This window comes from Synechococcus sp. CC9605 (assembly GCF_000012625.1).
GTDB lineage: Bacteria > Cyanobacteriota > Cyanobacteriia > PCC-6307 > Cyanobiaceae > Parasynechococcus.
Genome location: NC_007516.1, coordinates 1,192,547 through 1,217,728, shown reverse-complemented (window position 1 = coordinate 1,217,728; position 25,182 = coordinate 1,192,547). Strand labels below are relative to the sequence as shown.

Genomic DNA, 25,182 nt, shown 5'->3' with positions numbered 1-25,182 from the left:
AGTATTCCGCAGCTTTCGCTAAATGATGAGATTTTTGGTTGGCTGCCTTTGAAGATATTGCCGTTGTGATGGACTTCGCTTCCGCTGCGATAATTGTACAGCATGCTTTTCCAATAGAAGGCTCACTTATGTGTGCTCTCTAGCGGCGCGTTCTTTTGTAGAGAGCTTGATTCACGAGTGGAAAGGCATAGGGCATTTGGTTGATTTCATTCTTGATGGCTGCAAAGCAGGCAGCAGAGCCATCTGTGTAACCATCTTCAAGAATGCTTGCTTTGGCCTGTTTCAGGGTTAATCCATCCCGCATTCCCGCTTCAAGATTGAATGCCGCCTCATAGCTTTGGCATCCACCGGATCAAGCTTCCATGCTGTGACCGAACAACAGCAGCGTTAGACCAGCAAGACAAGCCAAGGGACGCCTTATCAAAGTGACTGACGGCATAACGAGGATCGATTCGTCAACTGCAGCTCGATCGGGCCGATGGTCTGACACGTATTGCAAGCCCGGTGGAACCTCGAGGATCTTATTTGCCACAAGAGTGGCCTTCAAGGCTCAGCGTTTTGAATCTTTAACCTGCCAAATTCCTGAACTGATTTCGCGATAGATTCAGGCATGGAAGATCCCACTCTTGTTGTACGGCAACTGATCAGCGATCTTCGGGATGACATTTCCGAAGCAGGCCGTGAGCTCAGGAATCGAAGCGCTTGGGATCTTCAATGCCCCGTCGTGATCATTGACGCCCGAACTGACCCCAACCGGGTTGTTCGAACGTCCGTTCGTGGCATCACCGGTGCCATTGCCACCAGCAACGTGATCGATGATCCCCTAATGCGCTCTTTTCTGGAGCGCTTCCGTGAGGTTGGTGCTGACGAAGCGTTGGACGAATTTCTGCAGGGGCCTGAGGCGAAACGCTTCGCTGAACTCTGGGACACCTACAACGACGAGGCCCAACAGCAGGGCCTAGCGGTTTGGTCCCACAATGACGCCGCCAAATTTGTGCTCAAGTCAAAAACCTGTTTTGCGGATGGGCAGCTGGCCTGTGTTGCCATCACTTCCGGCGACCATCGTGATGCCCACGACGTGCTCACCTTTTCAGTGGATGCCTGCTGGTTGTCCTGAGGTTCTGTTCAGCCTCAGGCACATCCGATCAAGCGCGAATTAGTTGGACAAGAACAAAAAGCGCTGAAGCGGCCAGAGGCCAAAGCAACCAGCTCAACTGAGGGATGGTGAATGCGAGCCCCAGCCCGATCACAAAGAAAATCAAAAAACGGCCGAGTGTCATGAAGGCGCCAATACCAACGCATTGAACCGGAAACTCCGCCTTAGGCCAGTTTTTCGCGCCCTGAGCTGGGAACTGGTTCGGGGTGGAACAGGATGGGGATCGAGGAAGCAATCAGCACGCCGCCCACCGTCAGCAACACCAGCAGCGGAATGGGCCGGACCAGGGGCTGACGCTGCAATGGTGTCGCGCAGCTGGAGCAGAGCGGAATAACCCCCTTGGGTGGATGCAACACCAAGGCCGGGCCGCAACAGCAGGACGGGCAGCAGTAGCGCGGCATCGACCGGTGAAACGCAGCAGCTGGCACCTTATTGCGAAGATCATGGATTGCCGAGGCCTGCTCCATGCCGCTCCGTTCCCTGGTGACCAAGTTGCAGGAAACTGCACTCACCGGTGAGCTTGATGAGCGCTCAATCCGCGCCCAACGCTTGTTGATGCGTGGAGCAGGTCGGTGCAGCCGAGCTCTGGTGGCCAGCGCACTTGCACAACGGCGCGGTGCACCTCTGCTCGTGGTGGTGCCAACCCTTGAGGAAGCGGGACGCTGGACGGCGCTGCTGGAGTTGATGGGATGGAGCCAGGCCGGCCTGTACCCCACCAGCGAAGGTTCTCCCTATGAACCCTTCGATCCCACCAGTGAGATCACCTGGGGGCAACTTCAAGTTCTGAGTGACCTGCTGGGAGACCCGGATGCTTTGAGCTGGGCGATCGTGGCCACGGAACGTTGTTTGCAGCCCCATCTCCCCCCACCGGACGTTCTGAAAACGAAGACGCGCACCTTGCGCAAAGGGGATCAGGTTGATCTGGAGGCACTGGGTGAGACGCTCGCTCAACTTGGCTACGAGCGGGTCAACACAATTGAGCAGGAAGGGAGCTGGAGCCGACGCGGAGACATCGTCGACATCTTCCCCGTGAGCAGTGAGCTGCCTGTTCGACTCGAATTTTTTGGTGAGGAGCTCGACAAGCTGCGGGAATTCGATCCAGCCAGCCAACGCTCCCTGGACCCCGTCGATGCGCTCCGACTCACACCAACAGGTTTTGGGCCTCTGATCGCGGACCAGCTCAGGGAGACGATGCCCGATGGACTGGAGCCATTGCTTGGTGCTGAGGGCACGGAGCAGCTTCTGAACGGGGGGACACCGGAGGGCATGCGCCGGCTGATGGGTCTCGCCTGGGGGCAACCCGCCTCGCTTCTCGACTACCTGCCGGACACCACAACGGTGGTGATCGATGAGCGACGCCAGGGCTTGGCCCACGGACAACAGTGGCTCAGCCATGTGGAGGAACATCACCACGACATGGCTGCTGAGGCGGGCCTGGACGAGGGAGATCGTGATCGGCTTTGGCCAGCGGTTCTGCACCGTGAGATTGAAGCTGCCTATGCCCTGACGGAGGTTTTCCATGGCTTTGACATGGCAGAACTGCTGGAAGTTGACCAGCACCCCAACAGCTTCGACCTCGCCAGCCGCCCTGTTGCGGCCTACCCCAACCAATTCGGAAAACTCGGGGAACTGATCAAGGGATTTCAAACCGAGCGCACGGCCGTTTGGTTGGTGTCTGCACAACCCAGCCGAGCGGTTGCTCTGCTGGAGGAGCACGACTGCATCAGTCGGTTTGTGCCGAACGCGGGAGACAGCAATGCCATTTCCCGTCTGATTGAGCAGAACACCCCCGTCGCGTTGAAGGTGAGGGGCACGGCTGAACTTGAGGGTTTGCAGCTTCCGGCTTGGCGGATTGCCCTGGTCACCGACCGTGAATTCTTTGGCCAGCAGAGCCTGAGCTCCAGTGGTTATGTGCGCCGTCGCCGCAAGGCCGCCAGCCGCACGGTTGATCCCAACAAGATGCGGCCGGGCGATTTCGTGGTGCATCGGAACCATGGCATCGGCCGCTTCAAAGCCATGGAAAAACTCGCGATGTCAGGCGACATCCGCGACTACCTCGTGGTGCAGTACGCCGATGGAATCCTTCGGGTTGCCGCCGATCAACTCGGCAGCCTGGGCCGTTACCGCGCCACGAGCGAAACACCTCCGCAGCTCAACCGAATGGGCGGTACGGCCTGGAACAAGGCCAAGGAACGTGCCAAGAAAGCGGTTCGCAAGGTTGCCCTTGATCTGGTGAAGCTGTACGCGGAACGGCAACAGGCTGCTGGCTTTGCCTTCCCCACTGACGGCCCCTGGCAGGTGGAAATGGAGGAGTCTTTCCCCTATGACCCGACGCCAGACCAACTGAAGGCCACGGCCGACGTGAAACGGGACATGGAACGGCAGGAGCCGATGGACCGTCTGGTTTGCGGGGACGTTGGCTTCGGCAAGACCGAAGTTGCGATCCGCGCCATCTTTAAGGCCATCACCGCTGGGAAGCAGGTGGCGATGCTGGCTCCTACAACCGTGTTGGCTCAGCAGCACTGGCGCACGCTCTCGGAACGCTTCGCGCCGTATCCGATCAAGGTGGCCCTGCTCAATCGGTTCCGAACAGCGTCGGAACGCAAATCCATTCTCGATGGCCTGAAGCAGGGAACCATCGACGCCGTGGTGGGAACCCACCAGTTGCTCAGCAAAGGAGCGTCATTCCAAGAGCTTGGTCTGTTGGTGGTGGATGAAGAACAGCGCTTCGGTGTGAACCAGAAGGAAAAGATCAAAGTGCTGCGGAAGGACGTGGACGTCCTAACCCTGTCGGCAACGCCGATTCCCAGAACGCTCTACATGAGCCTTTCGGGGGTGCGGGAGATGAGTCTGATCACCACACCACCGCCGCTGCGCCGTCCGATCAAGACGCACCTGGCTTCGTTGGATCCGGAGGCGATGCGGAGCGCCATCCGCCAGGAACTGGATCGTGGGGGTCAGGTGTTCTACGTGGTTCCCCGGGTTGAGGGAATTGAGGAGGTGGCCGCAGGCCTACGGGAGATGCTGCCAGGCCTGAAGCTTTTGGTGGCTCACGGTCAGATGGCCGAGGGTGAGCTGGAGAACGCCATGGTGGCGTTCAACGCGGGTGAAGCCGACGTGATGCTCTGCACCACGATTGTGGAAAGCGGCCTGGACATCCCGCGCGTCAACACGATCCTGATTGAGGACGCCCACCGTTTTGGCCTTGCTCAGCTGTACCAATTGCGGGGACGGGTCGGCCGCAGCGGGATTCAGGCTCATGCCTGGTTGTTCTATCCCGGCAATGCATCACTGAGCGACACCGCCCGTCAGCGGCTCCGCGCCATCCAGGAGTTCGCCCAACTGGGCAGTGGTTATCAGCTCGCCATGCGGGATATGGAGATCCGTGGGGTCGGCAATCTTCTCGGCGTGCAGCAGAGCGGCCAGATGGAAACCATTGGCTTTGACCTCTACATGGAAATGCTGCAGGAATCCCTGGCTGAAATTCAGGGCCAAGACATCCCCAGCGTTGAAGACACCCAGGTGGACCTCCCCGTCACGGCCTTCGTGCCTGCCGACTGGATCACTGACCCCGATGAAAAGATCGCGGCCTACAGAGCTGCAGCCGACTGCCTCACGGCCGAGGCCCTGGTGGAACTGGCTGCGGGTTGGGCCGATCGCTACGGAGCGCTGCCCGCTGCCGTGGTGTCACTTCTGCAGCTGATGGAACTCAAACTTCTGGCGAAGCGGTGCGGCTTCTCCAGGATCAAGCCGGAGAAGCCCAACATCGTGCTTGAAACTCCCATGGAGGAACCGGCGTTCCGTTTGCTGCGCCAGGGATTGCCCCAGCATCTGCATGGCCGTTTGGTGTACCAGGCCGGTAACGGCATCCAGCACAAGGTGATGGCCCGCGGTCTCGGTGTTCTCCCCATGGAGAAGCAACTGGAACAACTGATGGAATGGCTGCGTCTGATGGCAGCCCAAATTCCCGACGCCGACGGCAAAACCGAGGCACAGCGGCAGGAGGAGCTTCGCGCCAAGAACGCAGTGGTGGTTCAGGTCTGAAGCCTGAATCCAATTCTGAGAAAAACGTTACCAACCACGCAATTCTTCGTTACATTGGTCTCAGCGAAATCCGTTGGACATGGGTGAATTCGTCGAGATTGGTGCTGGTGGCGTTTCTCTGGAACTGATCAGTGGCGTTTTCTGTGCCACTGCACTCGGTGTGTACGCCCTCTTCCAACCCGGCGCCTCGGATGACGATGATTCCAACGGTGGCGGCGGCGGCGGCGGACTGATGCAGCCGATCTCCTGAACTACTGCAGCGCGAAGCTGAGGTTGGCTCTGCCAGGTTGATACGTAGTCCCTGCCTGACTTTTCTTCAATTGGTTCAATAGGGTCCCCTCAGCTGTCTTGTATTGACTGTCTTTCTGGGTTCCAAGGTCTTCAACCGAGAAATTCTTGCTCTCTTTTTTCGACATCGCTGCTTCGATGTCCGGTTGAATACCGTTCTTGTGAATGTCGGTTCCCTTCGGGGTCAGATATTTGGCGATCGTGACTGTCAGACCGGATCCATCGGCCAATCCGCGAACGGCCTGGACAAGTCCCTTGCCGAAGGTCTTCTGTCCAACGAGTTGGGCACGGGAGTTGTCTTGGAGTGCCCCTGAAAGAATTTCACTGGCACTGGCGGATCCCTGGTCAATCAACACCACCAGGGGTTTGTCGGTGACTGCACTTCCCGTGGCGCGCCTCACATCGCGAATGCCCTCGCGGGTTCTGGTGCTGACGATGGTGCCTTCATTGAGCCATTGGCGGGCGATGTCCACACTGGCCTCGAGCAGGCCGCCGGGATTGCTGCGCAGATCCAGCACATAGCCCTCAGCAGCCTGAGATTCCAGATCCTTGATGGCAGCACGCATTTCACGCGTGGCGTTGGCATTGAATTGCTTGAGACGGATGTAGCCCACCTTGCGGCCGTTGGGCGCCGTGTTGAGCATGGCCTTCACTGCATGGATCTCAATCCGGGCCCGTTTCAGCGGCACATTCAGCACCTGACCCTGGCGCCTGAGTCCCAGCAGCACATCGGTGCCCTCTGGGCCACGAATCAACTTGACAGCGTCCTCGGTGGTCATGCCTTTGGTGGAGGCACCATCGATGGAAACGATCACATCCTTGGGCTGAACGCCCGCACGGGAAGCTGGGGTGCCCTCAATCGGGGAGACAACAATCAGTTCCTTGGTGTCTTTGTCGAGACTGAGCTGAATCCCCACGCCCATCAACTCACCGGAGGTGTCGATCTGCATCTCCTTGAACTCCTTTGGATCAAGGAAACGCGTGTAAGGGTCATCGAGGCTGGCCAGCATGCCCCGGATCGCCTCGTAGGACTCGGCGCTGCCCCCATAAGACTTGCTCAGCAGATTGCTCCGCAGTTGGCGCCAGGTCGCTTCGTCGTAGGAGCCTGTCGAATCAAGGTAATCGCGATAAACGATCTGCCAGACCTGATCAATCACCTCCTTGGGACTGTCATATATCGATCCCCCGGATGCCGATGGCAGGGAGAGACCTGGTGAGCTGATGCCCATGGCGGTGACCACACCGCCGACACCGAGGATCAACAGCAACGGAGTCGAACGGACCAAAGAACGCAGGCGCTGACTCCTAACCATGGCCTTCAGGACTGATTCTTCAGACTAACGAGATCAGGCGGGCTCCACCCAGCGACCGTCCTCTTTGATCAACTGGATCAGGGCTTCAACGCCCTCAGCTTCAGGCACCTTGCGGATTTCATCACGACCGCGATACAGCGAAATCACGCCAGGGGTTTTGCCGACGTAGCCGTAATCAGCGTCGGCCATTTCGCCAGGGCCATTGACGATGCACCCCATCACGGCGATGTCCAGACCCGTGAGGTGGGATGTGGCGTTGCGAACCTTGTGCAACACCTCCTCCAGATTGAACAGGGTGCGACCGCAGCTGGGGCAGGCGACGTACTCGACCATGGTCTTGCGCAGACCCAGGGATTGGAGAATCGAGTAACAGACGGGGATTTCTTTTTCGGGGGCCTCCGTCAGGGAAACCCGGAGGGTGTCTCCCAATCCATCGGCCAGCAGAGTGGCAATGCCTGCGGTGCTCTTGATGCGGCCGTAATCACCATCGCCGGCTTCGGTCACGCCTAAGTGCAAGGGGTAATTGAAGCCTTCCTTGTCCATGGTGTCCGCCATCAGGCGGTAAGCCGCGAGCATCACAGGAGCCCGCGAGGCCTTCATCGAAATCAGGATGTTGTGAAAATCAAGCTCGTGGCAGATGCGCACGAATTCCATCGCTGATTCGACCATCCCCTCAGGGGTGTCGCCGTAGGTGAACAGCATCCGCTCCGCCAGGGAGCCATGGTTCACACCGATTCGAAGCGCTTTGTTCTGGTCCCGCAGCAGGGTCACCAAGGGCTCAAACGTCTCACGAATGCGCTGGCCGATGGCAGCAAATTCTTCGGGGCTGAACTCCTGGCGGTTCGGATCTGGCTTATCAAAAATGAACAGGCCGGGATTGATCCGAACTTTGTCGACGTGCTGGGCGACCTCCAGGGCGATCTTGACGCCGTTGTGGTGAACGTCCGCCACCAGGGGAACGCTGCAGCCGCGCTGACGAAGCTCCTTACGGATCTGTCCCATCGCCTTGGCGTGGGCCATTGAGGGCGTCGTCACCCGAACGATCTCACTGCCGGCTTCGGCAAGGCGGATGATGCCGGCTACAGCAGCCTCGATATCGAGGGTGTCCTCGTTGATCATCGACTGCACCACGATCGGGTGCTCGCTGCCTACCGGCACATCACCCACCATCACAGTGCGGGTCACACGGCGGTGGATCTGGGTGTCGTAGCGCCGAGCCAGGGCAGTCATGGGGCCGGTGGTGAAGCGCGTTAACGTTCGCACAGCCTGCGCCGCACTGCGGAGAGGTCCTGTCGTGTCAGATCCAGGGGCGCGCCGGCTGCTTTGGAGGGATTGCGAAGCAGATAGGAGGGGTGAAAAATCGGCATCACCTCTCGTCCATTCCAGCTCTGCCACTCACCACGAAGCCGGGTCATGCCCCCCTTGATGCCAAGGATGGCCTCCACAGCGGTGGCTCCCGTCAGCACGATCACCTTGGGGTCAACGGCCTCCAGTTGCAGGTCAAGCCAGGCCCGACAGGCGGCCAACTCAGTTTTTTTCGGTCGTCGGTTGTTTGGGGGCCTGCATTTGATCGCATTGCAGATGTAGAGGTCATGCTCGGGATCCAGATCCACATCACGCAGCAGTTGATCGAGGGCACATCCTGAACGGCCGACAAACGGGACGCCCTGAGCATCTTCCTGAGCACCTGGTGCTTCACCGATCAGCATCAGATCCGCTTTGGGATTGCCGCGGCTGATGACGACGGTCTGGCGCGAACTGGCGAGGTCACAGGCTGTGCAGGCACTGCAGGCCTCCAGGGTGGAGATGGTCATGACACCGAGGCGGTAGAGGCCAGCGGAGCCAAAAGCAACAGAGCATTGCCCTCCGGATCGTGGATCCAGGCCTCAGCACCAAAGGGCTCAAGCCGCGCCTCCTCGAGAAGCGATCCACCACGCTGCAGAGCGTTGCTGAGCAGCCGCTGAAGTTCAGGCAGGGGCTCCTGAGAAGGGGAGAGCCTCAAACAGGGCGCCAGGGCTTTGCCCCGGGCAGGGAAAGGTCGCCGGCGTGAGGGCTGATAGATCTCCAGCTGGGTTCCATCGCTGAATTGAACGATGCAGTGGTGCTGCGCTACTCCAGGCTTCAACGTGGCTTGAAACAGCTCGCTGTAGAACGTCGCCAACCGGGCGCTGTCCTCCGCAGCCAAGACCCAGCTGATCTGTATCGCATTCATGGGCGCTGAGAAATCAAGGTTGTCTGCGACACCATCTACGGCAGGATGATGAAGTTTTAAACGCACCGCGGGGAGGTGCGTTGCCGATGCCGCGCCCGCCAGAACTTTCAGACCGAGCTGTCGCCCTCAAACCGTCGCTGACGCTGGAGATCAGCGCCAAGGCCAAAGCACTGCGCGACAGCGGCAAGGACATCTGCAGCCTCAGTGCCGGTGAACCGGACTTTGCGACGCCACCATTCATCGTTGAAGCAGCTCAGCATGCTCTGGGATCCGGCTTCACCCGCTACGGCCCCGCCGCGGGGGACCCCGATCTTCGTGCTGCTCTGGCCCACAAACTCAGCGTCGAAAACGGGATTCCAACCCAGCCGGAGCAGGTGCTGGTCACCAACGGTGGCAAGCAAGCCATCTACAACCTGTTCCAGGTGCTGCTCAATCCCGGCGACGAAGTGCTGCTGCCGGCGCCTTACTGGCTGAGCTATCCCGAGATGGCCGCCCTGGCCGGGGCGAGCACCAGGATCATTGCCACCAAAGCGGAGGAAGGCTTCCGCCTTGACCTCGACCTGCTGGAGCAGCAGATCACCCCCCGCAGCCGACTGCTGGTGATCAATTCCCCGGGCAACCCCAGCGGCAAGGTGATGACACGGGCCGAACTGGAGGCTCTGGCCGCGCTGGTGGCTCGTCACCCCCAGCTGATGGTGATGAGCGATGAGATCTATGAATATCTCCTGGCCGATGGCCAGCAGCACTGCAGCTTTGCGGCCATTGCCGAAGAGATCCGCTCACGTTGCTTCACCGTGAACGGCTTTGCCAAAGGTTGGGCAATGACCGGCTGGCGCCTCGGTTATCTCGCTGGAGATGCTGCCGTGATCAAGGCTGCTTCAGCCCTGCAGAGCCAGAGCACCAGCAATGTGTGCAGCTTTGCTCAACGGGGTGCCCTGGCGGCGATCGAAGGGCCCCGAGATTGCGTGCGCGAGATGGCAAACAGCTACAACCGCCGCCGAACTCTGCTCATAGAGGGGCTGCAGGCTCTGGAGGGCATCACCCTGACGCCCCCTCAAGGGGCTTTCTACGCCTTCCCCCGCCTGCCGGACGGCGTGCCCGATTCGATGGAGTTCTGCCGGCAAGCCCTGGAACAGGAAGGTCTGGCCGTGGTTCCGGGTCTGGCCTTCGGCGATGACCGCTGCATTCGACTCTCCTGTGCCGTAGCGGATGAGACGATCAACGATGGACTGTTGCGACTGAAGCGGCTGCTTCGTTCCTTTTGATCCGATCTGATCACTTCTTTTTCTGAATGTCTGTACGAGAACGCAGGGCCGTGGTAGCCACCGGTTTGATTGCCGGCCTCGCACTCACGGCCAGTGTTTCCAGTTGCGGCGCACCCCAGAACGACACCAAACAGGCCGTTCTGCAGATCGGTGCCATCCCCGACCAGAACCCCGAGAAACTGAATCGCCTCTACGGCACGCTCTCTTCGGAACTCAGCGAAAAGCTGGATGTGCCTGTGCGGTATGCGCCGGTGAGCAATTACGCGGCGGCGGTGAGTGCCTTCCGCACCGGCAGCCTTGATCTGGTCTGGTTCGGTGGACTCACCGGTGTGCAGGCCAGGCTGCAGACGCCTGGAGCCCGGGTTCTGGCGCAACGGGAGATCGATGCAGAGTTCACAAGTGTGTTCATCGCCAATGGCGCCAGTGGTTTGCGCCCCATCACCAGTGGCGACCAACTGGTTGAACTGAAGGGACGCCGACTGGCCTTCGGTTCGGAGAGTTCTACCTCCGGCCGCCTGATGCCCCAGTTTTTCATGGGGGAGAACGGCGTGAAACCTGAGGATCTGGCGGGGGGCGGACCTGGCTTCAGCGGAAGCCACGACGCCACCATTGCTGTGGTGCAAAGCGGTGCCTACGAGGTGGGCGCCTTGAACGAGCAGGTCTGGCGCAGCAATATGGCGGACGGCCGCGTGGATCCAAGCAAGGTGTCGGTGATCTGGAGGACACCGCCCTACGTGGATTACCACTGGGTGGTGAGGCCTGGGCTGGATGAGCGCTTTGGCGATGGTTTCACCGACAAGCTCCAAACCGCCTTGCTGGACCTTTCGGCAGACACAGAGAACGGCGCCACTATTCTTGAGCTGTTTGGTGCCGAACGCTTCATCCCCGCCAAGGACGAGGACTACGTGATGATAGAAACGGTGGGTCGCCAACTCGGAAAGATCCGTTGACGGCGCTGCTGGAGCTGCGCCAGGCCTGCCTGGGGCAACGGCTCCAACCGATCACTCTCACCCTTCGTGCGGACCAGCGTGTGGTTTTGCTCGGTGCCAGTGGCGCCGGCAAAACCACGTTGCTGAAGCTCTGCAATGGGGCCCTAAGCCCCGATGCTGGATCCGTGCACTGGTGTAGTCGCCCCCCTCAACAGCTGTCCCGCCGGCAACGGCGCCAGATTGGCACGCTCTGGCAGGACCTGCGCCTGGTGGAGGAACTGAGCGTGATCCAGAACATCAACAGCGGTGCCCTGGGACGCCATGGGCTGCTCTGGGCGATTCGAAACTTGCTGGGTCCCCTGGACACAAACACCTGCCTGGCATTGATGCACCAGGTGAAATTGGAGGCCGATTTGCTTGAACAGCCCGTGCGTGAGCTCTCCGGAGGGCAGCGCCAACGGGTGGCTCTGGGCCGTTTGCTGCATCAGCAGCCTGAACTCGTGCTGGCGGACGAACCCCTCTCCGCCCTTGATCCCAGCCTCGCCGAAGACGTTCTCAACACCCTGCTCCTCTTGCCGGGCTGTCTGATCAGCCTGCATCGACCGGATCTGATACACCGGTTTGATCGGGTTCTGGGGCTCCGTGGAGGCGCCCTGGTGATCGATGCGGCTCCAGACACCATTCATCGGGATCAATTGGAATGGCTCTACGCATCGGCCTGAAGCCAGCCCTGCCGCTGATCCCATTGCTGCCGGGTCTCAGTCTGCTGGGCGTTCTTGTGGTGCTGCTTCGCGATGGTCACGGCGGAGGACTTTCAGTTCTTCAACAGTTCGCCGCAGGGGCCGTGCAGCCCTGCATCGATCCCATCGTTCTGGGTAGCTTGCTGAAGGGGCTCCAGATCACCCTCGTGATCGCCGTGATGTCCTGGGGCATCAGCAGTGTTCTCGGTGTGGGTCTCGGCCTGCTGAGCTCAAGCACGTTCTGGGAGATCCTGGCGGACGTGCGTTGGCCTGCCCAGATCTTGCGCCGTTGGCTGGCGCCCCTGCGCGCAGTGCATGAACTGATCTGGGGGCTTTTGCTGCTTCAGGTGTTCGGACTAAATGGCTGGGTTGCGGTCTGCGCCATCACGATTCCCTACACAGTTCTGATGGCGCGGGTGATTGCCGATCAGGTGGATTGCCACGTTTCACCGGCGATCCCCGTCCTCAAGGGAGCCGGCGCCACGCCATGGGCCGTGATGCTCACCGGGCTTGTCCCTCCGCTGGCAGAGCCGATCAGCGACCACATCGGCCACCGCCTCGATTGCGCGCTTCGTTCAGCCTTGATTTTGGGCGTTTTCGGCCTCGGAGGACTGGGGACAGACCTCAGCCTCAGCCTGCGCTCGCTTCAATTTCAGGAGCTGTGGAGTGGCCTGTGGTTGCTGGCCATCGCCATGGTGGTGCTCGACCGACTGCTGCGAACGCTGCGCAGCTGGTCACGACTGCTGATTCTCCTGGTGGCCATGGGCAGCCCATGGGTCGCCCTCGGCTGGGGAACACAGCTGGATTTGCAGCTGGCCTGGCCAGTGGCTGAGTGGTCGATGGTTGTCGGCAACCTCATCGACGGATCCCAGGGATTCAATGCTGCCCTGGAGATCTCCTGGCCCGGGGTGATTGGTGCAACGGTGTGGATCACCCTGATTGCCGGTTGTGTTGCCACTAGCCTTCCACCACTCCTGCTGCTGGTTTGGCCCAGCCAGGCCAGCCTGCGCCTGCAGGGAGTGGTGTGGGGCGCGTTGCGACTCATCCCGGCACCTCTCACTGCACTCCTGCTTCTGATGCTGGCCAAACCAAGCCTGGCCCTGGCGGGGCTGGCCCTGGGGCTGCACCACGGCGGTGTGATGGGTCGGGTGCTGATCGACGACATTCGCAGCACGGGATTGCATTCCGCCCAGACCATGAAGGCCTGCGGCGCCACCCCTCGGGTGAGCTGGCTTTACGGCCCCCTGGCGGATGTGAGTCGCGCCTACCTCACCTATGCGACTTACCGGTTGGATGTGATCCTGCGCGACACTGCGATCATCGGCATGGTGGGGGGAGCCGGTCTGGGCTGGCAGCTCATGGAGGCCCTCAGCTCGTTTCACTGGTGGCTGGTGCTCTGGATCGTGCTGATCTCCGCGTTGCTCACGCTGCTGGGTGAGAGCCTGGGGGAACGACTTCAGGGGAGCTGGAACAGCCGGGCCATGGCCTTATGAGCGGTGCGAACGAGGCCTCCCGTCAGCTGATCGTGAACGGGGACAGTGGAGTGCATGGTTGGGGTGACCGTGAAGCGGGTGGTTGGTGCCAACGGTTGCGCCTGCGCTGGATGAACCTGCCGAACGCACCGGTGGTGTACCCCCTTGGTGTGCGAGGAGATGGCCTGGAACGCGTTGCCGCACGCTGGCGCAGCGAGTGGAGCTGCCGCGGCGAACTGCGTCGCCAAACACCTGGCGGGCTTCTGCTCAGTGTCGGGCTGAATGACACCGCCCGCGTTGGTCGAATCGACGGGAGACCCCAACTGGATGTGGAGGCCTTTTCATTCGGCCTGGGACAACTTCTCAAGGAGATGACCCAGGAGGTGGAGGTGTTTGTGCTGGGTCTCACAGCGGTGGATGAGCACGTGATGCCCTTTGCCGGTTGCCTCTGGTACTGCAACAGCCAGATCGCGGCAACGGAGGCCGTAATGGCCGAACAGTGCCGTGAGGCTGATGTGCCCTTCCTGCCCATGCATCAGGAGATGCAGGAAGAGCCCAACTGGTTGACCTGGATGGAACCCGACGGAATCCATCTCAATGCTGACGGCCACCGATGGCTGGACCAGCGCTTGGATCAGTGGGCGCCTCTACGGGAGTGGGCTGGACTTGCTCCCGTCAACACATCAACACCTATCAGCATGTAAACGAGACCCACTGCGGCGACTAATGTGTGGCTCTCCTGACATTGGTGATCGGACTTGGGACCTGACCGCTCTGCACAACGCGCTGCCGGCCACCCCCCTGCCCAGCGCAAAACCACGCTCAAGTGGGATGAAAACGGTGAACTCACAGCCCTGGATATGGCACGCATCGTTGACCGATTGACCCAACCGGAACTGCAGCGCTGCGACCTCGACCCCTCCTGAGGATCAGCTAGGGGCCATGGCCTGCTTGGCGGATTTGTAGAAATCCAGGTCGATGTCGGACCGTCCATCTGAATCTGCCATCGACTCAACCCGTTTACGCACAGCAGGCCGAACGAAGAACGGAACATCTTTCTTGAGTGCTGCCAGGGCCTCTGGTTGCCAGTCCATCAATCCAAAACCATTGCACCAATGATCCGGCACGAAAGTGCCGATCTGCGGCACTTAAGGGCCAACCGCTTCGGGGCTGAGCGTTGAACAGTTGGATCAGTAGCACTGATCCCTTGATTTCTCAACGCCACCTGCGGCACGAGTCTCGCCGTGTACTGCCGCCCTACATTGCACGGCGCAATCAACAAGCTCTCGAACACCTAGGCCTGGCCCACTGCGCGGCCCGTCGGCAACAGCAACGCGGGCCTGAGGAGTTCGACGATCTGCTGCAGGAGTCCCGGGTTGGATTGATCCGTGGCGTGGATCGGTTTGATCCGCAGCGACGGGTGAAACCCAGCAGCTATCTGCTGTCGCGGGCTACCGGTCAAATCCTCCACTACCGACGCGATCGATCACGCATGATTAAAGTTCATGGAGGCTGCGTCCTCTACGCAGCTGGGATGAAGATTCAGCGCGAACGCGAACAGAACACCCAACCGAGTCTCAGCGATCTCGAACTCGCCACAGCACTCTCAGTTCTCCCGGAGCGGTGGTCCGAGGCCGTGAAGAGCCATGGGGTCAGCCAGGTCGTCGACCTGAGTGCCAGCCCTCTGGAACCAACACAAGCTTGTGAGGTCGACGAACACCTGGACTAGCTGAAGAGCGTTCTGCATCAGGTGGATAGCCTGGCCGGCACGGTGCTGAAAGCCCACTTGATCGAAGGCCAGAGCCTCAAGGATCTGGCTCAAGTCTTGAATTGCAGCCGCTCAACCCTGCGGCTTCATCTCGATGAGGGCCTTCGACTGCTGCGGCAATGGGCCCAACGCGATGGTCTGATCCCATCCAGAGCAGCTGATCAGAGCGCCATCAGCAGCATCGCCAAAACTGCGGCCATAAGGGTCTGAAGAGCATTGACCAGCTCATTGCTCAACCAGGCCACGCGATCCTGCACCAGGGCGCCGAGCAGGCTTTCACCGAGAGTCGCCACCAGACCAACCAGCATCACCAGCCCCGCCACAGGCCATGAGGGAATCAGCTGCAGGGCCAGCATCACCAGGGTCATGGCGATGCTGCCGGCGGCACTGGCCAGGGTTCCCTCGAGGCTGATGGCCCCCTCAGTGCCTGGCGGGACCACTCGCAGGCTGGTGATCAACACCGTGGTGCGCCCGAAACGTTTGCCGATCTCACTGCCGAAGGTGTCGGCCAACTTGGCGGCGAAACTCGCAGCAAAACCAACCAACAACAGCTCATGGGGCTCGACGCCGGCACCGATGAGCAGTGCCAGAAAGGCTCCAACAGCAGCGGAACCCCAGACGTTTTCCGGGCCGCGCTGCCCACCGCGGCCCTCGGCAAGACCGCGGCTCTGCTTGTTCTGAAAGCCGATTTTGGTGACCAGACTTCCCAGGCAGAGGTAGGCGACCACGGCCAACCAGCCCGACCACCCCAAGCAACCCCAAAGAATCGTGCCCAATGCAGCCGCATGGACCCATCCACTGCGGGTGAGCACGGTTGTGCGCTGCGCCAGGGCAATCAAAACCGAATTCACCAGCAGGGCCTGAATCCAGAGTGGGGACATCACACCGTGTTGCAGTGCCCTAAGCATCTCCTGCCTGCGGCCATTGCAGAGGGAGAATCGGGGGCGTTCGTTCTCTGGTCGACCGGATGGTGTTCAACAGCAACAAGGGGTTTTTCCTCACCCTGGATGACTCCGCCGCTCCGGCCACCCTTGAGCTGCCTCAAAAGGAGGCTCCAGCAAGCGAAGAAGCGCCGGTTGAGGCAGCTGTCGTCGCCGCAAATGCTGTTGCAACACCTAAGGCACCCTCCGAGCCTTCAGCTGCAGCCAAGCCTTCTGCCTCAGAGGCCGTTTTCGACGCCAACGCTGAGCCGAGCTCCCAGCCCGCAACCTCACTCACCACTGCAGAAGCCATCGCCGCTGAACTGGCTGCAGCGGAAGCAGCACGCCCGGCCGTGACCTATTCCACTTTTGCCCCAGGCAACCTGATGCCTGGTGGCGGCCTGCGTCAACGCAGCCGTCGACCCGGTGCAGCTCTGAAATCCTTCCGGGGAATGTCTCAGGATCTGTTCAAGAGCTGATCAGGCCATCGCGCCAACGCACCAGTTCCACCGCGCTTGCCACCGCTGCTGTCGAACTGCGCAGGATGGTTGCTCCCATCCGCACAGGCCGGACCCCCGCTTCGGCAAAGAGATTTTGTTCTGCTGAGGTCCATCCCCCCTCAGGACCGATCACCACCCAAATGGTCTGGCTTGCATTCCCCTGTTGGCGCAAACATTGATCCAACGATGGAGCGACCGACTCGCGTGTGACCCCTGCAAAACGCAGACCGTCCTGTTCTCCAATCCATTCGGATAAACCGTTCACCTCATGCAGCTGCGGTATCCATAACCGCTCGCACTGCTCCACCGCCTCACGAATGATCGTGGCCCAGCGCTCGGGTCGGTGGTCGGCTTGGGGAACACAGCGATCGCAGCGCAGGGGCTGGATCCGATCAATCCCAAGCTCACAGGCCATTCGGACCACCTCATCCATCCCCCGCCGCATCAAGGCCACGGCCAGGCCCAGCTGAGGTTTTGGCGAGGGTTCAATGTTCTGCACTGAACTGTCGAGCCCAAGCATCTGCGGCTCCATCAGGGTTGCGCGAGTGAGGCGGCCGCAGCCATCGATCACATCCACCTGCTCGCCGCAGCGCAGACGCAACACTCTCCGCAGGTAGTGCTGCTCTTCGGTATTGAGCAGAACCGATCCACCCTGCTCCAGGCGATCCGGCGACAGAAGCAAGCGCCGGCGTTCAGCCACCGGCAGGGAAAACGCTGTCGGGGTGGTCTTCAATCGGCCAATTTTCATTGACCCCACCAACCACCAGCTCTTCGATCTGAACCACGTCGGAGTCCAGTTGACGCAGGGCATTGATCAGAACATCTATGGCAACACCATCCGACGTACCGAGATCCACCCAGCACCGTCCCCAGTCGTTCTGGTATTCGAGCTGCCCCATGTTGTGCATCAGAGCGGGCATCGCCGACTCCGCCCCATCGTTGTCGTAGGTCATCCAACTGAGATCGGAACCTGCGTCATGCACCTGCAGGTTTTCCGCGTTGAAGCCGCCCAAACGCCCGATTACGTACCAGCTGTCGAAGACTCCATCCACGTAATTCCGCTCCCCCTTGCTGGGAGGTTCCGAGAAACGGATCCACAACCAGCAATTGAAGGGATCGACTTCACGAAAACGAATGTCCATGGGGCCATCGCGACGCTTTCATCATCGTTCAAGCTGATCGCATGCTCGAGCTCTCCGGAATCACCTATACACCTGCAACGGCCGGTGCCCCCATCCTCGACGGCGTCGCTTTTCACGCGCAGAAAGGACGGCCGCTGCTGATCGCTGGCGCCAGTGGATCTGGGAAGACATCGCTGCTGGAGATCATCAGCGGCTTGGCATCAGCCACATCCGGCAGCATCCGCTGGAACGGAAACGTGATGAAACGACGGCAGCTGCGCTGGCTGTGCGGCATCGTCTTCCAGTTCCCCGAGCGCCATTTCCTCGGCCTGAGCGTGGCGCAGGAACTGCGGCTGGGCCATCGGCGGCTCGGTCATGAGCGAGAACAGAGCGTGCTCGAACGGGTTGGCCTCGACACCATCTCCTCAACAACGGCACCAGAACGGCTGAGCGGCGGGCAGCAAAGGCGGCTTGCCCTCGCGGTGCAGATGCTCCGCGGCGCTGAAGTGCTCCTCCTGGATGAACCCACTGCAGGGTTGGATTGGTCGGTGAGACGAGACGTGCTTGATCTGCTTGCCGGCCTGGCCCGTGAACAGGTGCTGATCGTGGTCACCCACGAACCCGAGCTGTTTCAAGACTGGGAGTGCGAACGCCAGCGTTTGCGGAGCGGGCGGCTCGAACCGATGACTACATTGCCCTGAGATTCCGAGGGGATATGGCCGACCGGCTGGTTCGCGCAACAGCCGCTGCAGGTGGCATCCGGTTGGTGGCGGTATCGACAACCAACATCGTGCGTGAGGCAAGGGAGCGCCATGGGCTGTCGTTCCTTACCAGCGTGATGCTGGGACGGGCCATGACGGCGGGACTGATGCTCGCCAGTTCGATGAAGGTGCGCCACGGCCGGGTGAATCTGCGTCTGGGTTCCGATGGTCCGATCAAGAACTTGATGGTGGATGCCGGTCGCAACGGAACTGTGCGCGGCTACGTCGGCGAGCCGGCCCTCGAACTCGACCCGATTCAGGACGAAGCAGGCCATTTCAGCTTCAACTTCAAGGAGGCAGCTGGAACCGGTTACCTCCACGTGATGCGTGATGACGGCAAGGGCGAGCCCTTCAACAGCACCGTTGAGCTCGTTAGCGGAGGCATTGGTGAGGATGTTGCCTCCTATCTGCTCCACTCCGAACAAACCCCTTCCGCAGTGTTTGTGGGTGAGCAGGTGAACAGCGCCGGCATCCACGCCAGTGGTGGCCTGCTGGTTCAGATTCTTCCCAAAGCGGCGGAAGAGCCGGCCCTGGTGGAGCTGATTGAACAGCGTTGCCGCGAAATCACCGGATTCAGTCAGCGGCTGGCGGCAAGTGGAGACCAGCTGGAGGATCTGCTTCTAGACGTCTTCCCCGACCTTGATCCCAAACCCCTCGACGATGCCGAGGCCAGTCAGGAGCTGCGTTTTTTCTGCCCTTGCAGCCATGAGCGCAGCAAAGCAGCCCTGCTCCTGCTGGGCAGAGACGAACTCACTGACATGCGGGACAAAGATGGTGGAGCAGAACTGACCTGCCACTTCTGCAACAACCGTTATGACGTGAGCGCTGCGGAGCTTCAGGAGCTGATTGACGGTCTACCGGCGGCGGCCTGAAGTTCAGGCCAGGAATAGAGCTGCAGCCCACAGCAGAAGAGCGGCTGGCAAGGCTTGGATCTGCAGCGGACTGAGAGCCAGCTGCTCAACAGCAGTGGGGGAGAGCGCCAGGTTCAGCAAAGAGCCTGCCGCCAAACCAACGCTGAGCACCAACAACGTCCACCCCAGGGATGCCAGTGGGCGACGACCACGGCGAACCTGACTGAGGAAAACACCGATGGTTGCAAGAGCCAGCACCAATTGGATGCTGCCGGCCGAGATCAGCAAAAGAGCAATGCCGATGATCCCGGCAATGAGGCGCACGGAACGCCCTTGCCCTTCCACCAGGGCCCAATCGGGCTTCAGGCCGGAGAGGGACTGGGAGGGGTCGGGCAGCTTGTTGCGGAGGTTCGACAACACATTGCCCATCGGTGCCTGAGCTGGCGGAGCAGGCATCGAACCCGCCATCGCCTCCCGCTCAGACGCCGTCGCTGCAGCAGCACTCACCTGACCCTGTTGCCGGTCCCGAAGACGCGCCATCAAGACTGCGTCGTAGGCCGCTTCTACCTTGGCTCGGGCCTGATCATCACCGGAAACATCGGCGAGACAACGTGCCTTGGCCGCCTGAACCTGCTCGAAGCCCGCATCGCGGCTTAGTCCGAGACGGGCAAATGGATCATCTGCGTTTGCATCGGGACCAGATTCACCCAGGGCTGCCATTGCGTTGGTCGGGTTCCTTTGAAGAGCGTATCGGGGCCTGTTCAGAAGAGGGGGGCACCGTGACGAAAACCCTCGCTCCGCTCAAGCCGGCTGCGACAGCTAAGGGCATCCACCCGGTTCATCCACGAGCGCCGTTTGATCAACGGCATCTGCGGAGGAAGGTGGTAACCCTCCAGCATTTCCACTGATTCATCATCGCCGCGAAAGCACACGTATTCGGTGCCGCCGTCAGCGTTGTTCTTCAGCAGCCAGAACGTACTCACGGAAGATGGAGGCTCCGTAAGATTCTGGCGAGAGAGCCAAGAAGCTGTGGATGAAAAAATCCGACCTGCTCAAAGACTGATCGGCTCCACCCCACTCACCACCGGGGCAACACTACTGAGTTCAAGCTCGGGGTGGTCCTCCCGGAGCTGGTTGAGATTCCACTCGTTCTTGAACAACAGCACAGGCCGATTCCAGGCATCACGCACGGTTTTGCAATTGAAGATCCGCCCGACTTTTTCAAGTTCGGTCCAGCCTCCATTGATCCAACGGGCAACCTGAAAACCCATGGGCTCAAGGCGGGTTTCAACGCCGTATTCGTTTTCAAGCCGGTGCTGCACCACCTCAAGTTGGAGTTGCCCAACGGCCGCAAGAATTGGATCTCGCTTGCTCTCATCGGTGTCATAAAGGATCTGCACCGCCCCCTCTTCCCGCAGCTCGTTCACCCCTTTGCGGAAGTTCTTGAAGGCTGAAGGGTTGGGGTTGCGCAGCCAACTGAAAATCTCCGGGCTGAAGCAGGGAATGCCTTCGTATTCCACTTTCGAACCCACATACAGCGTGTCGCCAATGGAAAACATGCCGGGGTTGTTGAGACCGATCACGTCACCGGGATAGGCGTCTTCCACCACGGCTCGGTCCTGACCGAACAGCTTTTGTGGACGGGAGAGACGAATCGCCTTGCCGGTGCGGGCATGCTTCACCGTCATGTCTTTTTCAAAGCGGCCGCTGCAGACCCGGACGAAGGCCACCCGGTCGCGGTGCCTGGGGTCCATGTTGGCCTGAAGCTTGAACACAAAGCCGCTGAACCCTTCACGCAACGGGTCCACCAGACCTTCGCTGCTGGATCGAGCGATCGGCCGTTGCGCCATTTCAAGAAAGGCATCAAGGAAGGGACGCACCCCGAAGTTGGTCATGGCTGAGCCGAAGAACACGGGGGTGAGTTCACCGGCATGAACCATCTCGATGTCCAGCTCGGCGCCAGCAGCCTCCAGAAACTCCATTTCTTCAACGGCCAGATCCAGAAGGTCCTCTTCCACCAACTCCCGCAGGGCAGGGTCGTCCAGGGAGAGGCGTTGCTCACTGGCCTGCTTGCCGCGTTCTGCACGGCTGAACAGAACCACCTCCTTGCTGCGGCGGTCGATCACGCCACGGAATTGCTCGCCACTGCCGATCGGCCAGTTCACAGCCCAGGGGGTGAGGCCGAGCTCCGACTCGATTTCATCGAGCAGGGTGAGCGGTTCCCGCCCCGGGCGGTCCATCTTGTTGATGAAGGTGAAAATCGGGATCTGGCGCATGCGGCAGACCTCAAACAGCTTCCGGGTCTGAGGCTCCAATCCCTTGGCAGCGTCTTCCAGCATCACGGCGTTGTCCGCCGCTGCAAGCGTTCGATAGGTGTCTTCAGAAAAATCCTGGTGCCCTGGCGTGTCCAGGAGATTGATCGTGGTGGTGTCGTAATCGAACTGCAGCACCGTTGAGGTAATCGAAATCCCCCGCTGCTTCTCAAGCTCCATCCAGTCGGAGGTCACCTTGCGCTGCTCACCCCGTGCTTTCACCGCACCGGCCTGCTGGATGGCACCCCCGTAAAGCAGCAACTTCTCGGTGAGTGTCGTCTTTCCCGCGTCGGGGTGGGAAATGATCGCAAAGTTGCGACGGCGATCCACCGCAGAGGCCAGAACCTGGGCCAGATCACCATCAGTGGTCGCTTGACTGCCGCTCATCGGATTTCAGGACTTCACCAAGCCTGACACCACCAGATAACGGTCGTCCTCCGCCGACACGGCTAACTGGTTGAGACCAAGCCTGTGGAGCTCGGCAGTCACCTCATGAGGCTCAAAGGCCGCCGCCAGCGAGGCAGCGAAGTCGTGCTGCAACACCTCTGGTGCCGATGGAAGGTGCTTGAGCCGCAGCTGTTCAATCTCAGCGTCGGAGAACGGACGCCGCAGATCCCGATGCAAGACGCGACACCCCGGTGCTGCCAGAGCTCGGCTAACCGTCCAGAGCAGATCGGGTTGGTGCAGGTGATGCAACAGGCTGTTGCTGACGATCAGATCGGCCTGTCCAAGAAGAGGCCCTTGAAGAACCTCCTGAAGGGTCTGACAGAGGAATGAGATCTCCAGTTGCTGCTGCTGCGCTCGCTCCCGGGCCAGAGCCAGCATCGATTCGGCACCGTCGATGCCGACGATCCGAGCGTTCGGTAAGAGTTCGGCCAGCTGAAGGGTGATGTTTCCCGGCCCACAACCCAGATCCACCACCAGTGGATCAGCCGGCAACGGTGATGTGGTGAAGAGGAGCTGCTGGATCGCCTCAAGGGTGGCTTGATCGCCGGAACTGAAGTCGGCAGCGGCGTAGGCCTGCACCTGTGCATCGCCGTTCATCAACTCAGGCTCCAGCCGCCGCTCCATCATTCGCTGCCAATTCAGGGCTCAGTTTGAACGGGACACTGTTGATGGTGGTGAAGAGACCTTGCTACCCCCATCTGTGGCGTTAGGGTTTCGATACTTGTCCTTCGCCCAAGCACCGCACGTGACCCTCACTCCAAATCGTGTGGAGACCTCTGCGGGAGCTGTCGCCGGGTTCGGCGACTTCCCCGCAACCGCTCCCGCTGCCAACCCGGTCTTCTATCGCACCTACAGCCGCAAAACCCCTATTGGCCGTGAAAGCTGGAGTCAGGTGGGTGCGCGTAACCTGGAAGGCCTGCGTCAGCTGGGCAACCTGAGCGATGCGGAAGTGGCCCTGCTGGCTCGCATGCAGGCCGAGAAAAAAGCTCTTCCCTCAGGCCGCTGGCTCTGGATCGGTGGCACCCGCTGGATCGAACAGCCCGAAAATTTCTCGGGCTCCTACAACTGCACGTCCACCAACCTGGTCGATTGGCATGCCTTCGGTCTGATGATGGACCTGGCGATGATGGGCTGCGGCACCGGGGCCATCATCGAGCCGCGCCTGATCGACCGGCTTCCGGTGGTGCGCAACAGCTTTGAAGTTCTCAGCGTCAGCGAAATCGGCATCACTTCTGCGGCTGAGCGCCAGGACGACTGCACTCACATCATTGATGGCAACAAGGTGACCATCAAGGTGGGCGACACCCGCCGCGGCTGGGTGGACAGCTACCAGCTGATGCTCGAGCTCAGCAGCGATGAACGGTTCAACGGCGGTCCCATTCAGATTGAAGTGGACCTCAGCGATGTGCGCCCCGTTGGGGAAACGCTGAAGGGTTTCGGTGGCATGGCCAACCCCGTCAAACTGAAGGATCTCTACGGGCGCGTTGCTCGACTGCTGAACAAGGCCCAGGGCCGTCGGCTCACCTCAGTCGAGTGCTGCCTGCTGATCGACGAAGCCGCCGTCACGATCGTGGCCGGAAACATCCGTCGCAGCGCCGGCATGCGCCAGTTCGCTTCGGACGACCAGGCTGCTGCATCCTCCAAGGACAACCTCTGGCAGCAAGACGAAGAGGGCAACTGGAGGATCGATCCCGAGCGTGATGCGCTGCGGATGGCCAACCACACCCGCGTGTATCACTCCCGTCCCAGCAAGGACGTGGTGCACGCAGCGGTGACCAAGCAGTTCCACTCCGGTGAAGGTGCCATTCAGTTCGCACCCGAGGCGATCGCTCGCTCCAATGCTGATCTGCTCACAACCCCTGAACTGCGCAGCGAGTTCATTGAGATCTACTGCGATCAGGGGCGTGAGGAAGCAGGTCGTTGGTTGTCCGACAACCATGGCCCCATCGGAGCTGACGAGCTGGAGCATCGCCTCAGCCGTTATGGCTTGAATCCCTGCGGCGAGATCCTGGGTGCCGATTTCCACTGCAATCTGGCCGAGGTGCACCTCAACCAGATCGATCCCAGCGACGAGGAAGGCCAGGCCGATGCCTTCCGTGCAGGCGCCCTCTCGGTTGCCTGTCTGCTCAACCATCGTTTCGAGGTTGAGCGCTACCGCCAGAGCCGTGAGTGGGATCCGATCGTGGGCGTCAGCTTCACCGGTTTGTTCGACTTCTTCGTCCATGCCTTCGGTACGCAATGGCTGAGCTGGTGGGAGGCCGGCCGGCCTGACACCGAGCAAGGTCTGCGCTTCAAGGAGCAGGAAGCTGCTTACTTGAGCCGTTGGAAGGAGATCGTCAATCAAACGGTCTGGGACTACTGCGACCGCCATGGCCTGCGTCGTCCCAACCGCTGCACAACCGTGCAACCTGCAGGCACCAAGAGCCTGCTCACCGGTGCTGCCCCCGGCTGGCACCCACCCAAGGCCCAGCGCTTCATCCGCCGGATCACCTTCCGCAAGAACGACCCCGTGGCAATGGCCTGCATGGACTACGGCTACACCATCGTTCCCTCACAGTCCGACAAGGATGAGGAAGGTCGTCTGCTGAATGACCCCTTCGATCCCCGCTGCACAGAATGGCTGGTGGAGATTCCCACCGAGGTGAGCTGGGCCAACCTGCCCGGTGCTGATGCCGTCGACATCAACGGATTCAGTGCCATGGCGCAATTCGATTTCTACATGCAGGTGCAGCGGCATTACACCGCCCACAACACCTCAGCCACCATCGAATTCCGCGAGCACGAAATCGAACCCTTGGCTGATGCTCTGCATCAGGCCATGGAGAAGGGCGAGGGCTACATCTCAGCGGCACTTCTGGCCCGCTTCGATGCCAACGCCACCTTCCCGCGCCTGCCCTTTGAGCCGATCGATGCAGCCACCTACGAGGAGCTGCAATCGGCTGTGGTGAAGCGTCGCGTCAGCAGTGATTTCTTCGAAGCACTGCAGCGTTACGACCAGGGTGAGCTGACGGAAGCCGGCCCCGCTGGTTGTGATTCCGATAAGTGTCTGCTGCCTCTGGCTAAGCCGGAAAACTGAACTGGGA

Annotated in this window: 28 protein-coding genes; 15 read left to right on the top strand and 13 right to left on the bottom strand. The window is 60.5% G+C overall.

Translation table 11 applies throughout. The features are described from left to right. The first annotated feature begins 610 nt into the window (after window positions 1-610). Window positions 611-1,117 carry a hypothetical protein gene (locus SYNCC9605_RS06525; RefSeq protein WP_011364274.1) on the top strand — a complete coding sequence of 169 codons (507 nt, stop codon included), beginning with the start codon at window positions 611-613 and terminating at the stop codon, window positions 1,115-1,117. Window positions 1,118-1,320: 203 nt separating this feature from the next. Here the strand turns inward: SYNCC9605_RS06525 and SYNCC9605_RS06520 are convergent, their stop codons facing one another. Then, window positions 1,321-1,623 (bottom strand): hypothetical protein, encoded by a 303-nt coding sequence (locus SYNCC9605_RS06520; RefSeq protein WP_257929978.1) that lies wholly within the window; start codon window positions 1,621-1,623, stop codon window positions 1,321-1,323. On the opposite strand from SYNCC9605_RS06520, the gene mfd reads away from it, so the two are divergent. Both mfd and SYNCC9605_RS15120 read left to right on the top strand, forming a co-directional pair. After that, entirely contained in the window at window positions 1,622-5,200 is a 3,579-nt protein-coding gene (mfd, locus tag SYNCC9605_RS06515; RefSeq protein ID WP_011364273.1) for a transcription-repair coupling factor, read from the top strand. The two genes, SYNCC9605_RS06520 and mfd, sit on opposite strands and share 2 nt — an antisense overlap. A gap of 79 nt (window positions 5,201-5,279) precedes the next feature. Beyond that, window positions 5,280-5,450: a hypothetical protein gene (locus tag SYNCC9605_RS15120; protein ID WP_186572104.1), complete on the top strand. Its 171-nt coding sequence runs from the start codon at window positions 5,280-5,282 to the stop codon at window positions 5,448-5,450. A gap of 1 nt (window position 5,451) precedes the next feature. Here the strand turns inward: SYNCC9605_RS15120 and SYNCC9605_RS06510 are convergent, their stop codons facing one another. From SYNCC9605_RS06510 to SYNCC9605_RS06495, 4 genes are read right to left on the bottom strand one after another with little or no spacing between them, the layout of a single operon-like run. Beyond that, window positions 5,452-6,801: a S41 family peptidase gene (locus SYNCC9605_RS06510; RefSeq protein ID WP_011364272.1), complete on the bottom strand. Its 1,350-nt coding sequence runs from the start codon at window positions 6,799-6,801 to the stop codon at window positions 5,452-5,454. A gap of 33 nt (window positions 6,802-6,834) precedes the next feature. Next, window positions 6,835-8,031, bottom strand: a complete 1,197-nt coding sequence (gene ispG, locus SYNCC9605_RS06505) for a (E)-4-hydroxy-3-methylbut-2-enyl-diphosphate synthase (protein WP_011364271.1) — start codon at window positions 8,029-8,031, stop codon at window positions 6,835-6,837. Between the two features lie 20 nt (window positions 8,032-8,051). After that, entirely contained in the window at window positions 8,052-8,615 is a 564-nt protein-coding gene (locus tag SYNCC9605_RS06500) for a uracil-DNA glycosylase (RefSeq protein WP_011364270.1), read from the bottom strand. After that, window positions 8,612-9,013: a VOC family protein gene (locus SYNCC9605_RS06495; protein ID WP_011364269.1), complete on the bottom strand. Its 402-nt coding sequence runs from the start codon at window positions 9,011-9,013 to the stop codon at window positions 8,612-8,614. Before SYNCC9605_RS06495 ends, SYNCC9605_RS06500 begins: the two co-directional genes overlap by 4 nt. Window positions 9,014-9,099: 86 nt before the next feature. On the opposite strand from SYNCC9605_RS06495, the gene SYNCC9605_RS06490 reads away from it, so the two are divergent. From SYNCC9605_RS06490 to SYNCC9605_RS15115, 6 genes are read left to right on the top strand one after another with little or no spacing between them, the layout of a single operon-like run. Beyond that, window positions 9,100-10,278, top strand: coding sequence for a pyridoxal phosphate-dependent aminotransferase (locus SYNCC9605_RS06490; protein ID WP_011364268.1), 1,179 nt, complete (start codon window positions 9,100-9,102; stop codon window positions 10,276-10,278). A gap of 26 nt (window positions 10,279-10,304) precedes the next feature. Beyond that, window positions 10,305-11,228: a putative selenate ABC transporter substrate-binding protein gene (locus tag SYNCC9605_RS06485; protein WP_011364267.1), complete on the top strand. Its 924-nt coding sequence runs from the start codon at window positions 10,305-10,307 to the stop codon at window positions 11,226-11,228. Next, complete coding sequence (locus tag SYNCC9605_RS06480) at window positions 11,225-11,929, top strand: ATP-binding cassette domain-containing protein (RefSeq protein WP_011364266.1); 705 nt, start codon at window positions 11,225-11,227, stop codon at window positions 11,927-11,929. Before SYNCC9605_RS06485 ends, SYNCC9605_RS06480 begins: the two co-directional genes overlap by 4 nt. Further along, the gene (locus SYNCC9605_RS06475; RefSeq protein ID WP_011364265.1) at window positions 11,908-13,440 is read left to right on the top strand and encodes a phosphonate ABC transporter; all 1,533 of its coding nucleotides are present in this window, start codon (window positions 11,908-11,910) and stop codon (window positions 13,438-13,440) included. Before SYNCC9605_RS06480 ends, SYNCC9605_RS06475 begins: the two co-directional genes overlap by 22 nt. Further along, complete coding sequence (locus SYNCC9605_RS06470; RefSeq protein ID WP_011364264.1) at window positions 13,437-14,123, top strand: GDSL-type esterase/lipase family protein; 687 nt, start codon at window positions 13,437-13,439, stop codon at window positions 14,121-14,123. Before SYNCC9605_RS06475 ends, SYNCC9605_RS06470 begins: the two co-directional genes overlap by 4 nt. Before the next feature lie 54 nt (window positions 14,124-14,177). After that, complete coding sequence (locus SYNCC9605_RS15115; RefSeq protein WP_011364263.1) at window positions 14,178-14,345, top strand: hypothetical protein; 168 nt, start codon at window positions 14,178-14,180, stop codon at window positions 14,343-14,345. A gap of 3 nt (window positions 14,346-14,348) precedes the next feature. Here the strand turns inward: SYNCC9605_RS15115 and SYNCC9605_RS06465 are convergent, their stop codons facing one another. After that, window positions 14,349-14,567 (bottom strand): PCP reductase family protein, encoded by a 219-nt coding sequence (locus SYNCC9605_RS06465; protein WP_308297710.1) that lies wholly within the window; start codon window positions 14,565-14,567, stop codon window positions 14,349-14,351. Between the two features lie 59 nt (window positions 14,568-14,626). Here SYNCC9605_RS06465 and SYNCC9605_RS06460 point away from each other — a divergent pair, with 59 nt between their 5' ends. Further along, the gene (locus tag SYNCC9605_RS06460; protein WP_198002490.1) at window positions 14,627-15,148 is read left to right on the top strand and encodes a sigma-70 family RNA polymerase sigma factor; all 522 of its coding nucleotides are present in this window, start codon (window positions 14,627-14,629) and stop codon (window positions 15,146-15,148) included. A 21-nt stretch (window positions 15,149-15,169) separates the two neighbouring features. Next, a complete protein-coding gene (locus tag SYNCC9605_RS06455) occupies window positions 15,170-15,397 on the top strand; it encodes a sigma-70 family RNA polymerase sigma factor (RefSeq protein WP_041434726.1) in 228 nt (75 codons plus the stop codon). On the opposite strand, the gene SYNCC9605_RS06450 is transcribed toward SYNCC9605_RS06455, so the two are convergent. Then, window positions 15,349-16,068 carry a TIGR00297 family protein gene (locus SYNCC9605_RS06450; RefSeq protein WP_041434723.1) on the bottom strand — a complete coding sequence of 240 codons (720 nt, stop codon included), beginning with the start codon at window positions 16,066-16,068 and terminating at the stop codon, window positions 15,349-15,351. The genes SYNCC9605_RS06455 and SYNCC9605_RS06450 overlap by 49 nt on opposite strands. Before the next feature lie 86 nt (window positions 16,069-16,154). On the opposite strand from SYNCC9605_RS06450, the gene SYNCC9605_RS06445 reads away from it, so the two are divergent. After that, complete coding sequence (locus SYNCC9605_RS06445; RefSeq protein WP_011364259.1) at window positions 16,155-16,586, top strand: hypothetical protein; 432 nt, start codon at window positions 16,155-16,157, stop codon at window positions 16,584-16,586. Here SYNCC9605_RS06445 and SYNCC9605_RS06440 read toward each other — a convergent pair. Together SYNCC9605_RS06440 and SYNCC9605_RS06435 are read right to left on the bottom strand one after the other, a co-directional pair. Next, window positions 16,576-17,340 carry a 16S rRNA (uracil(1498)-N(3))-methyltransferase gene (locus tag SYNCC9605_RS06440; protein ID WP_257929975.1) on the bottom strand — a complete coding sequence of 255 codons (765 nt, stop codon included), beginning with the start codon at window positions 17,338-17,340 and terminating at the stop codon, window positions 16,576-16,578. The genes SYNCC9605_RS06445 and SYNCC9605_RS06440 overlap by 11 nt on opposite strands. After that, on the bottom strand, window positions 17,300-17,749 hold the full coding sequence (locus SYNCC9605_RS06435) for a DUF3531 family protein (protein WP_011364257.1): 450 nt from the start codon (window positions 17,747-17,749) through the stop codon (window positions 17,300-17,302). The genes SYNCC9605_RS06440 and SYNCC9605_RS06435 overlap by 41 nt, the downstream gene beginning before the upstream one ends. A gap of 41 nt (window positions 17,750-17,790) precedes the next feature. Between SYNCC9605_RS06435 and SYNCC9605_RS06430 the strand changes: the two genes are divergently transcribed. Then, complete coding sequence (locus SYNCC9605_RS06430; RefSeq protein ID WP_011364256.1) at window positions 17,791-18,429, top strand: ABC transporter ATP-binding protein; 639 nt, start codon at window positions 17,791-17,793, stop codon at window positions 18,427-18,429. 14 nt (window positions 18,430-18,443) lie between these two features. After that, window positions 18,444-19,361 carry an Hsp33 family molecular chaperone HslO gene (gene hslO, locus SYNCC9605_RS06425; protein WP_011364255.1) on the top strand — a complete coding sequence of 306 codons (918 nt, stop codon included), beginning with the start codon at window positions 18,444-18,446 and terminating at the stop codon, window positions 19,359-19,361. A gap of 3 nt (window positions 19,362-19,364) precedes the next feature. Here the strand turns inward: hslO and SYNCC9605_RS06420 are convergent, their stop codons facing one another. The 4 genes from SYNCC9605_RS06420 to SYNCC9605_RS06405 form a co-directional block, all read right to left on the bottom strand. Continuing rightward, the gene (locus tag SYNCC9605_RS06420) at window positions 19,365-20,060 is read right to left on the bottom strand and encodes a CPP1-like family protein (RefSeq protein WP_011364254.1); all 696 of its coding nucleotides are present in this window, start codon (window positions 20,058-20,060) and stop codon (window positions 19,365-19,367) included. A gap of 41 nt (window positions 20,061-20,101) precedes the next feature. Next, on the bottom strand, window positions 20,102-20,323 hold the full coding sequence (locus tag SYNCC9605_RS06415) for a hypothetical protein (protein ID WP_011364253.1): 222 nt from the start codon (window positions 20,321-20,323) through the stop codon (window positions 20,102-20,104). A 69-nt stretch (window positions 20,324-20,392) separates the two neighbouring features. Then, window positions 20,393-22,039 (bottom strand): peptide chain release factor 3, encoded by a 1,647-nt coding sequence (locus SYNCC9605_RS06410; RefSeq protein ID WP_011364252.1) that lies wholly within the window; start codon window positions 22,037-22,039, stop codon window positions 20,393-20,395. A gap of 6 nt (window positions 22,040-22,045) precedes the next feature. After that, window positions 22,046-22,723, bottom strand: coding sequence for a class I SAM-dependent methyltransferase (locus SYNCC9605_RS06405; RefSeq protein WP_041435611.1), 678 nt, complete (start codon window positions 22,721-22,723; stop codon window positions 22,046-22,048). A gap of 121 nt (window positions 22,724-22,844) precedes the next feature. On the opposite strand from SYNCC9605_RS06405, the gene nrdJ reads away from it, so the two are divergent. Continuing rightward, a complete protein-coding gene (nrdJ, locus tag SYNCC9605_RS06400) occupies window positions 22,845-25,175 on the top strand; it encodes a ribonucleoside-triphosphate reductase, adenosylcobalamin-dependent (RefSeq protein ID WP_041435609.1) in 2,331 nt (776 codons plus the stop codon). Window positions 25,176-25,182 lie beyond the last annotated feature (7 nt).